Genomic DNA, 12,990 nt, shown 5'->3' on the forward strand with positions numbered 1-12,990 from the left:
AGCAGACAAGATCACCATCCGTCCACAAAACATGTCCCGTTCCCGTTTCCATCTTTCCACCACCGAGTGGTCTCCACCTCATCTCAAGCTGACCGGCGATGAAGCGCAGCATTGTGGCCGCGTGATGCGCAAGCAGCCGGGTGACACCATTGAGGTTTTTGATGGCGCGGGACGTGTGGCCGTCTGCGAGATCACGCATGTGTCCAAATCGGAGGTGCAGGCACGCATCGTGTCGGAATCCAGTGTTCCACCGTTTCAGAGCTCGATCCATCTGCTGCCTGCGCTGATCAAGGCGGAGCCCTTTGAGTGGCTGCTGGAGAAGGCGGTGGAGCTGGGTGCGGCGAGTGTGCAGCCCATCATCACGGAGCGGACCGTGATTCATCTCGATGCCGCACAGACGGAGAAGAAGCTGGCCAAGTGGCGGCGGCACATGATTGAGAGCGCGAAGCAATGCCACACGCCGTTTGTGCCGGAGCTGAAGGCGCCGGCGCCTTTCTCCAAGGCGCTGAAGTTTGAGGCCGAATGCAAGCTCATCCCGGCGCTGAGCGAGCACGCACGCACGCTCAAACAGGCGCTGTCAGCAGCCAAGCCAAGCCGCGTGGCGGTGCTGATCGGGCCTGAGGGTGATTTCACGCCCGAGGAGGAAGCGCAGGCTTTTGCGGCGGGCTATGTACCCGTGACTCTGGGGCCACTGGTCTTGCGTGCCGAGACTGCCAGCATCGCCACGCTGGCGATCCTGGGGCATGAGCTGCGCTGAATCTGGACATCCTTTTGTCTGAGCAGGAACGTTTAAAAGAATACCGCCATGACATCGAAACTCATCATGCAGCTATTTTGCCTTCTTTGTTTCTTTGTCACGCTGCCCGCAGCAGAGCCGGAGGAGAAGGCGAAGATTGAGGCGCTGATCTCGCACATCCAGGGACTGGAAAACGCCACCTTCATCCGGAACGGCAGCGATTACAGCGGGGCGAATGCGGCCAAGTTTCTCCGGGCCAAATGGGAACGGCATGACAAGGAAGTGCAGACCGCGGCCGATTTCATCGCGAAGGTGGCCTCTGCTTCAGGCACTTCGGGCAAGCCTTATGTGATCCGCTTCAAGGATGGGAAAGAGACGCCGTGCGGGGAGTATTTGACGGCGCTGCTGAAGAAGCTGTGAGCTGAAGGGGGAGCGGCTAGAGCATTTTAAATTATTTCGTGTTCTACAAATCCTGGGCGGCAAACTCGGTTCTCCCTCTCCCCGCCCATAAAAAACGACAACCAACCAATTTTCTCTTCGGGGAGAGGGCTGGGGTGAGGGGAAGCCCGGCGGCTTCGCAATCGCCATGAGCGAGAAGTAAGGCTATGAAATAAGTTAAAATGCTCTATCCTGCCTAGGCTACTTCAAATCCCCCGGCGTGTTCGCATTGCGGAAGAAGGGCATCTGCTCGTCCCCGAGAGCGTGGGTGATGGCCAGGCCGGAATGAACGGCGGTCTCGATGATGTGCTGGAGCTTGAAGTCTTTCTTTGAAAGCGACTCGCGCATGAGCGGCAGCATGGAGGGAGCGTAGAGGCCGGCGAGGGTTTCATCGCCATGCGGGCCACGGAAGAACCAGCCTTTGTCCGGGCTTTCGTGCTTGTGCAGTTGTTCGCGCAAAAAGGCGGCGGTCATCCAGGGCATGTCCACGGCGAGGACGAGCAGCGGCATCTGCACCTGCTCCAGACAGCGTGTGATGGCACCCAGCGGGCCGTCATCGACGCCTTCGGGATCGTGCATGACTTCCACTTCATCGCTGGGGCTGACGAACAGGGGCTGCTCGCTGCGGCAGGAGAGCAGCACACGAGCAGCACCAATCGACTGCAGCTTGTGCAACTGCGCCTGCCACAGATCCTGCCCATGCCAGTGGAGCAGGGCTTTGTCCTGTTTCATCCGGGTGGAGCGACCACCGGCGAGCAATACGGCGGCGAAGGGAGTGTTCATGATTTGCGGAGGATGCCATCGCTCAAAATTTTGGCCCGCAGGCCGCCGTGGCCTTTGAGGGCGGCTTCGGCGCCTTCGGCGAAGGCCTGGTTCATCCAGTGACAGGGAGCGGCCTCCTGCGTGCCGAGAAAACGGACGCCCTGCACTTCAAACTCGGTGCCGATGAGGGTGTTGAGGTCGATGCCTTTGGTGATGATGTTACGGCGAAAAACAGAGGGTGGCACGCCCATGGCGCTGAACTGTTCGCAGAGGCGCTCGTATTGTTCGTGCTCAAAGAAGGTGACCTGCCCTTTGAAGTCCTCCTTCCAGCCGAAATAGCGATCACCCCGCAGGCCTTTTCCAGCCACACATTCAGCCTCCGGCACTTCGATCATCGGCGTGGTGCCGGGTGGCAGGCCGTGATGACCGACGTAGATGTGCTCCGGGGAGATGAAGATGTGCAGGATTTGCATGCAGGGCTTGAATGTTGGCTCCAAGGTGTGCCCAATCCATACGTCTATGACCGCAACTGAGCAACCCATCCGCATCGGCATCATCGGCGCCGGTGGCATCGTCAAATCACGCCACATGCCCGGCCTGCGGGCGATCCCGAATGTCCAGATCACTCAGGTGACGAACCGCTCGCTGGAGAGCGCCGAGGCTTTCTGCCGGGAATTTGCCCCGGAGGCGAAGGCGGTGAAGCGCTGGGAGGAGCTGGCATCGAGTGACGAGGTGGACGTGGTCTGGATCGGCACGCACCCGTACATGCATGCGGAGATGACGTGCTACGCGCTGCAGCATGGGAAGCATGTCTTCACGCAGGCACGCATGGCGGCCTCCGTGCCGGAGGCGAACCAGATGTGGGAGGCGTCCATGCGCTATCCTGAACTCGTCACGGCGATCTGCCCGGCACCGCAGGGCATGCACGGGGGTGAGCTGGTGAAGAAACTGCTCGCGGAAGGGGCCATCGGCACGCCGCATCAGGTGCTGCTGCACAGCTTCAATGATGCCTGGCTGGATGCAGCGAAGCCCGCGCACTGGCGGCAGCAGTCCGACCTGAGCGGCATCCAGATCCTCACGCTGGGCATTTACACGGAGGTGCTGCAGCACTGGCTCGGCCACATCGTCGAAGTGGAGGCACGCGGCAACGTGGTGATCCCCGAACGTGCGGGCGTGGAGGTGGATATTCCGGATTTCGTCCACGTGATGGCGAAATTCCGCAGCGGCATCGAGGCCACGATGCTCTTCAGCGGCGTGGCCGCGCATGCGCCGACGGACAAGCTGTGGATCTTCGGCTCCGAAGGCACGCTGAGCTATGACTTCGCCACGGACGATCTTCAGCTGGGCAAACGCGGCGGCAAAATGGAGTCGGTGGCGGTTCCAAGTGAACTGCAACGAAGCTGGACGGTGGAGCGCGATTTCATCGCGGCGGTGCGTGATGCCAAAGCGCCGCGACCCAGGCCGGATTTCGGCGAAGGCATGAACTACATGCGTGTGGTGCATGGCGTGTGGCAGGCCATGGATGCGCAGGCGGCGGTGAGGGTGGTGTGAGCGGTGTTTGAAAACGCCTCAATGGAGCGCGGGCCTCCGAGCCCGCAGCACTCCGCGCCCATGAAAAGCGCCGCCTTTTCCCTTCAGCCTCCGCCTTGAGTGCTGCGGCGCTTTTTTCTGCTAAGAGCAGCTGGTGTGAATGATCCCACGCAGTGTGCTTGCCACCTGCTGCGGGCTCGGAGGCCCGCGCTCCGCCAGAAAGGCTGGAGCTGCGCGGTCCAGTTTTCAAACACCGCCTAACCCACACCCGGCAGCGGTGCGCGGCGGCGGCCCACGGCGAGGGCGCCGTTCACGACGTGCAGCAGACCTTCGACGTGGTAGGGCTTTGGCAGCGCGGCGGCGAAGCCGTAGGCGGCACAGTCCCTCATGACGGCATCATCCCGGTAGCCGGAGGAGACGATGGCGAGAATCTGTGGATCGAGACGCCGGAGATAGAGCATGGTTTCCCGACCGCACATGCCGTTGGGAATGGTGAGATCGAGAATGGCAAGATCATAGGGGCGGCCCTGCTGCATCGCTTCCTGATACTGGTGCAGAGTCTCCTTGCCGTCTCCGGTTTCAACGACTTCAAATGACGCTTTTTCCAAGGCACGGCGCATCAGATCGCGCACCATGAGATCGTCCTCCAGCAGCAGGATGCGTCCGGCGGAGGGTTTGGCGACGGGCAGCGGCCGGCTGGGCGTGTGCGCCACCGGCACCAGAGCCGCCTCGATCACACGGCGCATGTCACCCATGGACTGGTAGCGGTGCTCACGATCCGTCATCAGCGCACGAATGATGACCGCATCAAAGCGGGCATCCAGACCATGCAGCAGGGTGGAAGGCGGCTGCCAGGAGCCGCGTGGCAGCGCCCCCGTCAGCATCTGATACATCAGCACGCCGAAGGCATAGATGTCGGCACGGTGATCGACATCCCGGTGCGCGTTGAACTGCTCCGGCGCGGCGTATTCCGGCGTGCCCATCACCATGTGCGTTTCGGTGACCATGGACGGGGCGCGCATGACGTCCTTGGCGAGCCCGAAGTCGGTAATTTTGACCTCCCCCTGGCGGGTGAGCATGATGTTCGCAGGCTTGATGTCGCGATGGACGATGCCTTTGGAGTGCGCGTATTCCAGTCCGACGCAGATTTGCGGCAGCAGCTGAAGAGCGAGTTCGGGCGTCATGCGGCCCGTGCGCATGATTTCGCCGAGATCGGTGCCATCGACGAACTCCATGACGAAGAACAGGAAGTCGGTGCCGATGTGACCATAGTCATAGATGGCGACGATGTTCGGATGGCTGAGTGTGGCCATGGCCCGCGCCTCACGACGGAAGCGGTCTTCAAAAGCGAAGTCATAGCCGTCGCTCACGCGCAGCACCTTGATGGCCACCGGCCGGCCGAGGCTGAGCTGCGTGCCGCGGTAGACCGTTCCCATGCCGCCAATGCCCACCTGCGCCTGCACCGAATAACGCCCGAAGGGCATCATGGCGGAAAGCTCCTGCGGCGAAGGTGGCGCGGAACGAGTCACGAGGGGAGCGGCAGTGCTGCTGGTAAATCGCATCAGTCAGGTACTGTGACACACCTGATCACGGGAGCAACAACCATCAAGTCTAGAGTATATTTAGACCTTCTTACTTAAGCAGTGGCCGGCTTGCTGGCAGCAGCCAGCTTGCGGGTGTAGATGAAGGCGCCGATGGCCAGTGCGAGCATCGCGATGCCCAATAGCGGACGGACAAAGATCCAGGCAATGGCGATCACCAGGAAGGAGATGGCACCCGCCAGAGCGAAGGAAATCAGGCCCGTGCCCATGCCGATGATGTTGCCAATGAAGGGAATAACGCTGCCCAGCACGCTGAGCGGTTTCATGATGGCCATGAAGCCGAAGGCCATGACGAGGAAGCCCAGGAAGCGGACCAGCCAGGTGATCATCGAATTCGCAGTCGCGGCGTGTTTAAACATCGTTTCTCCGCTGACCGTGCCTTCCTCGATGAAGCTGAGCGCGTCGCCGGCCTTGGTCTGGTAGGGTTCAAAAGTTTTCCCGATCTGCGCCGCCAGAATGCTGAAGGTGCCGGGCTTGACGATTTCAAATGACACGCGGACATCGCCGATTTTGGGCTCTTTGGGGTTGGCGCCAAAGTAGAAGGCCCCGTTCTGGATTTTCGCACTCTGCTTCAGATCAGCAGGCAGTGTGGCAAGCGCCTCTTCCGTGAGCACCTGCTTGATCGGGCTGCCCATCTGCCTCACAAAGTTTTCCGGCACGTCGAACGCCCCCAAAGTGACGTCCTTGGCACCGATGTTCGCATCTCCGGCGATCAAGTCACCCTCGTTGGTGTGGCCTTCTGCATGCTTGAATTCCGAAGACTTCACGGGCTCGTCCACCCATTTTTTGTCATAGGTGTAGGAGGTCGTGGTTTCCTCACTCCCGCCCACTTTTTGCTTTGTCTCGCTCTTCTGGCTCTCCACCCACTGGTAGATTTCCTCGCTGCGAACCAGTCTTAAAGCGGGCAGACTGACGCCGTAATCCGAGTCCACCACCGGCTCGGCGGCCTTGGCGTCTCCCGTCACATGCACCAGCTTCTTGTCATTGGCCGGGTCCACTTTGTCCGCAGCCACATGCACCATATCGGCAGCGCCTTCCTTCAGGCTGTTCGCAGTGGTGACGGCACGGCCTTCATTCCACCAGAGCAGAATGATCGCCAGTGGGATGACAATGATGCCAAACAGAATGCCTTTGATCGATTCGCCGATGCGGCTGAACCAGTTTTGTGAAGTCACTTCAGTGTAGGAGTCAGCCATGGGAATGAGTTGGGTTGTTCATTTCAAATTGGAGCGGAAATCAGGCCCGGCCTCGAGTTTTTTCCGTCACACGAAAATACCGGAACCGGTGACAAGGCGGCAAGAAACGGCCGCAGCTTCGTTTGTTAGTCTCTACCCCATGAAAACGCGCCTCCTTCTCCTCCTGCTCGGCAGTTCTGCGCTCGCCGCCGGCCAGAACGTCAAACCCGACGCCGTGGCGGGCAATGAGGCCGTGAAAAAAATCATGGAGACCCGTGCCGGACGCGGGGTGATGCGGGACGACACGCCGCCCACGCCGCCCGAAGAGGCGCTGAAGAAATTCAAAATTCGCAGCGATGTGGCCATCGACCTCATGGCCGCCGAGCCGGTGGTGGAGCAGCCGCTGTATGCGAGCTGGGATTCCAAAGGCCGCATGTGGGTGGTGCAGTATCGCCAGTACCAGTTTCCCGCCGGGCTGAAGATCATCAGCTATGACCAGCACCTGCGCGCCAAGTTTGACAAAGTACCACTGCCGCCGCCACGGGGTGAGAAGGGTGCGGACAAGATCACGGTCTTTGAAGACACCGATGGCGACGGCTTTTTCGACAAGCACGAGGATGTGATCACCGGCCTGAACATCGCCAGTGCGGCGCTGCATGGCATGGGGCGCATCTGGGTGCTGAATCCCCCTTACCTGCTGAGCTACCCTGACGCGGACTTTGACGCGAAGCCCGACAGCGACACACCCGAGGTGGAGCTCAGCGGCTTTGGCCTGGAAGACACGCACAGCGTCGCCACGAATCTGCAATGGGGCATGGACGGCTGGCTCTACGGCGCCAATGGCAGCACCACCACCGGCAACGTCAGCAGCGCCAACACCAAGAATGTGAAGTGGGAGGGCCAGTGCATCTGGCGTTATCATCCGAAGAAGAAGACCTTTGAAATCTACGCCGAAGGCGGCGGCAACACCTTCAGCCTGGACTTCGACAGCAAGGGCCGCCTCTTCTCCGGCACGAACGGTGCCACGCGCGGCATGCACTACGAGCAGGGCAGCTACGGCATCAAAGGCTGGGGCAAGCACGGCCCGCTGACCAATCCGTATGCCTTTGGCTGGTTTGAGCACATGCGCCATGAGGGCGACAACAAGCGCTTCCCGCAAGCCTTCACTGTGTATGAGGGCGGCCTGCTGGGCAGCGCGTATGAGGGTAAGATCATCGCGCCGAATGCGCTGCACAACCTGGTGTATGTGAGCGAGCGCCTCCCGGACGGCTCCACTTTCCGCACGAAGGACGAGGAAAACCTCCTCAGCACGCCGGACCGCTGGTTCCGCCCGGTGTGGGCTGGCGTGGGCCCGGATGGCGGCTTCTACATGGCCGACTGGTATGACACGCGCCTGAGCCACGTGAGCCCCATCGACGACTGGCACAAGACGAGCGGTCGTATCTATCGCGTGCGGCCTGCCGCAGGTGCGCCGAAGCTGAAACCCTTTGATCTGAGCAAGGCGGGCGGGGATGAGCTGCTTGGTTATTTGAGCCACCCGAACGAGTGGTTCCGGAAGCAGGCGGTGCTGGAGATCGGGTGGCGCGGTTTGAAGGAACTGGATAAACCGCTGAGAGAGATGCTGGAAGTAAAGGCAAACAATCCTCACGCGCTGGAGGCTTTGTGGGCTTTGGATATGCTAGGTCCGGTCGATATGGAAACCGACGCGTCAGGGTATTATGAGAAGGTCAATCTTTACGTCAGTGGAGCCGCTTTTCATAAGGACCCTTATGTCCGTCGATGGGCAGCAAAGATGGTTGGAGAACGTGGCATCTCATGGAATAACCTTGGCGCGCTCTACGAGTTGCAGAAAAGCCCCGAGTTGGAAGTCCGCGCTCAATTGCTGGCCTCAGCGAAAAGACTGCCGGGCAACATTGGTCTCATGCTGCTAAAGAGTGCCGACGTCGAAGACGAAAGCGGCCATCTTCCGCTCCTTGCCTGGTGGGCGCTGGAGTCCAAAGCGGAGAAAGAACGCGCTACTGTGTTCGCTTTCCTCAAATCAAACCCCGATTTCCTCAAGACCACGCTTTTCCGCGAGCACCTCGCCGAGAAGCTGGCGAAACGCTATGCGCTGGCCGGTGGCGAAGAGAACCTGCAGTCCTGCGCGGACCTGCTGGCGCTGACGAATGACGAGGCGCTGAGTGGCAAGTTCATCGCCGGCATTGCCTCCGCCTTCGAAGGCGCGGAGATGCCGAAGCTGCCGGAGTCACTCACGAAGGCGCTCAATGACTACATGGCGAAGCAGAGCGGCGGTGATCTCACGCTGGCGCTGCGCAGCGGCAATGCGGATGCTCTCAAGAAGGCGCAGGCGCTGCTGTCCGACAAAACAGCCAGCAGCACCGCCCGCATCGCCATCGCGAAAACGCTGGCCGAACTCGGCAAGCAGGAGGCGGTGATGCCGATGGTGAATATCTTGAAAGCCGCCAACCCGCCGGGCCTCAAGCGCGGCATTCTCCAGGCAGCGGCCAAGTTTGATGACAAACGCATCCCCGAGGCCCTGCTGCTGGGCTGGGAGGCGCAAATCGCCGGAGACAAGGCGCTGCGTGAAGATGCACTGCGTGTGATGGCCGGACGCAAGGAGTGGGCTCAAATTCTGGTGAGCTTCGTGAACGAATGGAAGATCCCTGCCAAGCAGTTCACCGTGGACATCGTGCGCCAGCTCAGCCTCTTCAAAGATCCTGAGATCGACGCCGCGATCGACAAGCATTGGAAAGGCCTGCTGGCCACCGGCCCCACGCCGGAGAAAAAGAAAGAAGCCGAACGCATCAAGGCCGTGCTCAAGACCGGTCTGGGGGATGCCGAGAAGGGCAAGATCCAGTTCATGGGCCGCTGCGCCATCTGCCACAAGCTCTTTGGCGAAGGCGGCCAGATCGGCCCCGAACTCACCGGCTACGACCGCAGCAACGCCGACTTCTGGCTCGACAACCTCTTCATGCCCAGCATGGAAATCCGCGAAGGCTTCGGCGCCTACATCGTGAAAACGAAAGGCGGCCAGATCCTCACCGGCCTCATGGATGCGCAGGACGCCAAAGGCATCGTCATCAAAGACATGGCCAACAACAAAACGGCCCTCAAACAAACCGACATCGAATCCATGACCGCCTCGCCGATTTCCCTCATGCCCGAAGGCCTGACCACCGGCATGAGCGACGCGGATTTGAAGGACTTCTTTGCGTATCTGATGAAGAAGTGAGCTCTCCCACCTTAGATTGCGACTCGCATAGTAGAGTGACGAACTTCTTCGTAAATCTTACGCTTTGCACACAGGCAGCCTTTGCTTGGGCCTCCCGGAGGGAGGGTGGAAATTAGCCGGTGGTGGAGCGAAACCGCGCAGCGGTGCAGCGAAACCACCGGATCACGCCCGCGATCACCTCCCTGCCTAAGGCCGCATGCCGAAGGTATGCGAGAACCATTCGCGAATCCCTCGTGAACGCTGGGAAAATGAAGGCTTCTCGCATACCTTCGGCATGCGGCCTTGATCCTGAGCGTATGGTTTGCGGTGATCCGGTGGTTCTCGCTCGCCAAGCCTCGCTTCACCACCGGCTACCTTCCATGATCCTTCCAGGATCAGTCGACAAAACGGCCTGTGGCCGCAGAGGCCTCATACCCAAGGCATCTTGTCACCATATTGAGAGCACGGAATCATGCCACATCCTCTTCACCCGCAATCCACCGGTCCAAACCCGCGGTCTCTTCCACGGTCCATGCAGGCTTGCCGAGCGAGTGCAAACGTTGCCAGTAAGCCGGGAAGTCCGGGACTTGCATGCGAGTGGACGAGGTCTGGGAGCCCATGTCAAAATCCATCAGCGCATCCATGAAGCGTCGCTGCTCGTCAGGAAGCAGGGCTTTGACTTGCTGGAGTAGATCTCGGGCGTTCACGCCTTAAAATACCGCGTCGGAAGTGTCTAACAACCAGCCATCCCATGCTGGCACAATCTCGCTGCTCACCGATACCCCACCCCGAATCCGCGCAGCCAGGTGGCGGCGACGCCGAGGAGGAGGGCCAGGGAACCGAATTCTCCGGCAAAGGGCAGGTGCAGATCGGCAAAGACATCCAGGGTGGCGTAGAGAGCGCCCACACCGGCCAGAGCGGCGGCCACACCATAGACATGGCGGCCGATCCAGTGGTCATTGGTGAAGGCGGCGGCGTTCACCACGGCGGCGAAGATGCACACCAAGGCGGCAAAGCTTCCTTCGACGCCGAGATGCCAGGCAAAGCCGAGCACGAGGCTGGAGATGGAGGCGAAGATCAGACCGCCCACCACCACGCCCTCCCAGTACTCGCGCGGGCGCAGCGCCTGCCGTGCAAAGCGGTCCATCACAATGAAGGCCGAGCTGAAGCCGCGCGCCAGATGCGCCCACAGCACGAGCATCAGCCAGGCGCCAACGACGACCGCGCCGAGGATGGGCGAGACGGTCTTGAGATAGCTGCTGAGGACCTTGTAGCAGATGAATCCACCGAGCATGATGGCGGTCTGCCGGCCTTCCGTGAACTGGTTCATGAAGTGGGCAAACTTCAGCTGCAGACGGTAGGGCCATGACCGTGCACGAAAGGACTCGATGAGGCCCAGTCTTGCGTTTTCGTTCATGGGGTTCAGCCGCAGCGCTTCAAGAAAGTGCTCGTTGGCTTTTTTGTGATCCCCCTTCATCACGGCCATCCATCCGGCGCTGGTGTGGGCGCTGTCGTCTTCGGCGTTGCGCTCCAGCTGGTATTTGATGAGATCCTGGTTGTCGCCGTCCTTCTTCTGCAGCAGCAGCGCGGCGGAGAGCACCTCGGCGGCCATGGTGTTTTCCGTGTCGAGCGAGAGCGCGGCACGTGCGGAGGCCTCCGCTTTCGGGTAATCCCGCAGGCGCAGGTGCAGGCGCGAGAGCACGGCGTGGCTGAAATCGCTGTCGGGATCGAGATTCACCGCGTCCTCGGCCTGCTGCAGCGCCGCTTTGATCGCGGCGTTCTGGCCGTCTCTGGCATTCGCATTCAAAGCGAGCGCCAGGACGCTGCGGGCGAAGGGATTTTCGGGTTCGAGCGCCACAGCGCGCTGGGCCGCATCGGTCGACTGTGGCGCGGTGTCGTCCTCCTGCATCCAGCACAGCGCGAGCATGATGTAGCTGAGGGTGTGATGCGCATCGAGCTCAAGGGCCTGCTTGTAGCACGCAATGGCGTCCTGCGTGCGGTGCTGGCTTTGCAGCAGACGGCCGCGGGCGAAGGCCGCATCGGGGGAGGGATGGAAATCGTCAGACATGCGCCAGGTGGTTCAGCGCTTCATCAGGCCGAGGTGCTTCAGCACGTCATCGTAGAAGCCGCTTTGATTGGAATACATGGCGTAATTTTTCGCGCTTTCGAACCACGCCTTCGTGGTCGCCTTATGGCGGCCTGCGGCCTTGATGAGATCTTTCGTCGTCAGCGGGATCACCTTGCCGCTTCGCATGACTTCGTTCATCACGTCTTCCGTGGCGAGATCAAAGACCGCCTTGAGATCTGCGCCGGAGAAGCCTTCGGTTTTTTTGGCGAGGGCGCGTGGATCAAGCTCACCGATCGGCTTCTTCTGCGCCATGACTTCGATGATGGCGGCGCGTCCCGCTTCATCCGGCGGCGGCACAAACAAGGTACGATCAAAGCGGCCCGGGCGGCGGAACGCGGGATCAATGTGCCAGGGCGCATTCGTGGCGCCGATGATGAGCACGCCGTCGTTGCTCGACTCCGCGCCGTCCATCTCAGAGAGGAAGGCGTTGATGAGATTGCGTCCGGCGCTCTGGCGCAGATCGCGGCGGTCGGCGGCGAGCGCATCCACTTCATCAAAGAACAGGATGCTGGGCGCGTTCTGGCGGGCGAGTTCAAAGACCTCGTGCATGTTTTTTTCGGAGCCGCCGATCCACATGTCGAGAATCTGATGCAGCCCGAGGGCGATGAAGTTGGCCTTGATCTCGCCGGCGGTGGCCTTGCTGATGAGGGTCTTGCCCACGCCGGGCGGGCCGTAGAGCAGGACGCCGCCGCCGACTTTTTTGTCGTAGGCTTTGAACAGCTCCGCGTGCTGGAGCGGGTAGATGATCTTCATGCGGATCTCCTCCTTCAGCGCCTCCATGCCGCCGACACTGGAGAAATCGAGCTGCGGTTTGCCGAAATCCGCCAGCCCCAGATCGAAGGCGGCACCGCCACGCGGATGGCCTTCATCATCGTCTTTGTCCTCCTGCACCGATTCGATGAGAGCACCGCTGGAGGTCAGGCCAGCGCGCTTGCGGCCGGAGGCGTCCTCCCCGGAGGGCTTGATGCCGTGCAGATCTTTTTCGATGCCGGGATCTGCCAGGGAGCGGTTCAGGGAGATCCCCTTGTCATACATGGCCTTCGCCTTTGGCAGATCGCCTTCCGTGATGTGAATGCGCGCGAGCAGCAGGTAGGCGGCGGCGCAGGCGGGTGTGTCTGACACGATCTGCTCGGCGCGCACGGCCGCCTGAGAGGTCTTGCCTTGAAGCAAAGCGACATGGGCGAGGCCCAGACGTGCGTCTGCGTGGGCAGGGTCTTCCTTCAGCACGCGCTGAAAGCTCTGCTCGGCCTCATCCAGCAGGCCATCATCCAGGCAGGCGTCCGCAAAGAGCATCAGCAGAGGCGCGTTGTCGGGAGAATGCTGGAGTGCCAGACGAAGTGCGTCGAGATTTTGAGCCATGCGCCTGACTCCAGCGTGGGGAGGCTGAAGTGGCAAGGTGTTTTAATTTT

The 12,990-nt window shown here is 60.8% G+C and carries 11 protein-coding genes; 4 read left to right on the plus strand and 7 right to left on the minus strand.

Annotated elements, in window-relative coordinates; all coding sequences use genetic code 11:
• Positions 1–31 precede the first annotated feature (31 nt).
• Together ACILSL_RS10865 and ACILSL_RS10870 are read left to right on the plus strand one after the other, a co-directional pair.
• Positions 32–757 (plus strand): 16S rRNA (uracil(1498)-N(3))-methyltransferase, encoded by a 726-nt coding sequence (locus tag ACILSL_RS10865; RefSeq protein ID WP_395732048.1) that lies wholly within the window; start codon positions 32–34, stop codon positions 755–757.
• 48 nt (positions 758–805) lie between these two features.
• Positions 806–1,156: a DUF5329 family protein gene (locus ACILSL_RS10870; protein WP_395732049.1), complete on the plus strand. Its 351-nt coding sequence runs from the start codon at positions 806–808 to the stop codon at positions 1,154–1,156.
• Positions 1,157–1,375: 219 nt separating this feature from the next.
• On the opposite strand, the gene ACILSL_RS10875 is transcribed toward ACILSL_RS10870, so the two are convergent.
• Both ACILSL_RS10875 and ACILSL_RS10880 read right to left on the minus strand, forming a co-directional pair.
• Entirely contained in the window at positions 1,376–1,957 is a 582-nt protein-coding gene (locus tag ACILSL_RS10875) for a molybdenum cofactor guanylyltransferase (protein WP_395732050.1), read from the minus strand.
• Entirely contained in the window at positions 1,954–2,409 is a 456-nt protein-coding gene (locus ACILSL_RS10880; RefSeq protein ID WP_395732051.1) for an MOSC domain-containing protein, read from the minus strand. Before ACILSL_RS10880 ends, ACILSL_RS10875 begins: the two co-directional genes overlap by 4 nt.
• A gap of 46 nt (positions 2,410–2,455) precedes the next feature.
• On the opposite strand from ACILSL_RS10880, the gene ACILSL_RS10885 reads away from it, so the two are divergent.
• Entirely contained in the window at positions 2,456–3,487 is a 1,032-nt protein-coding gene (locus ACILSL_RS10885; RefSeq protein WP_395732052.1) for a Gfo/Idh/MocA family protein, read from the plus strand.
• Positions 3,488–3,723: 236 nt separating this feature from the next.
• On the opposite strand, the gene ACILSL_RS10890 is transcribed toward ACILSL_RS10885, so the two are convergent.
• Both ACILSL_RS10890 and ACILSL_RS10895 read right to left on the minus strand, forming a co-directional pair.
• A complete protein-coding gene (locus tag ACILSL_RS10890; protein ID WP_395732053.1) occupies positions 3,724–4,995 on the minus strand; it encodes a protein kinase domain-containing protein in 1,272 nt (423 codons plus the stop codon).
• 107 nt (positions 4,996–5,102) lie between these two features.
• Positions 5,103–6,263, minus strand: a complete 1,161-nt coding sequence (locus ACILSL_RS10895) for a TMEM43 family protein (RefSeq protein ID WP_395732054.1) — start codon at positions 6,261–6,263, stop codon at positions 5,103–5,105.
• A 139-nt stretch (positions 6,264–6,402) separates the two neighbouring features.
• Here ACILSL_RS10895 and ACILSL_RS10900 point away from each other — a divergent pair, with 139 nt between their 5' ends.
• A complete protein-coding gene (locus ACILSL_RS10900; protein ID WP_395732055.1) occupies positions 6,403–9,474 on the plus strand; it encodes a c-type cytochrome in 3,072 nt (1,023 codons plus the stop codon).
• A gap of 449 nt (positions 9,475–9,923) precedes the next feature.
• On the opposite strand, the gene ACILSL_RS10905 is transcribed toward ACILSL_RS10900, so the two are convergent.
• From ACILSL_RS10905 to ACILSL_RS10915, 3 genes are all read right to left on the minus strand, one after another.
• The gene (locus tag ACILSL_RS10905; RefSeq protein ID WP_395732056.1) at positions 9,924–10,160 is read right to left on the minus strand and encodes a hypothetical protein; all 237 of its coding nucleotides are present in this window, start codon (positions 10,158–10,160) and stop codon (positions 9,924–9,926) included.
• A gap of 65 nt (positions 10,161–10,225) precedes the next feature.
• A complete protein-coding gene (locus ACILSL_RS10910) occupies positions 10,226–11,521 on the minus strand; it encodes a tetratricopeptide repeat protein (RefSeq protein ID WP_395732057.1) in 1,296 nt (431 codons plus the stop codon).
• 12 nt (positions 11,522–11,533) lie between these two features.
• Positions 11,534–12,940 (minus strand): AAA family ATPase, encoded by a 1,407-nt coding sequence (locus tag ACILSL_RS10915; protein ID WP_395732058.1) that lies wholly within the window; start codon positions 12,938–12,940, stop codon positions 11,534–11,536.
• Positions 12,941–12,990 lie beyond the last annotated feature (50 nt).

It is taken from the genome of Prosthecobacter sp., assembly GCF_044222345.1.
In the GTDB taxonomy this organism is placed as follows: domain Bacteria; phylum Verrucomicrobiota; class Verrucomicrobiia; order Verrucomicrobiales; family Verrucomicrobiaceae; genus Prosthecobacter.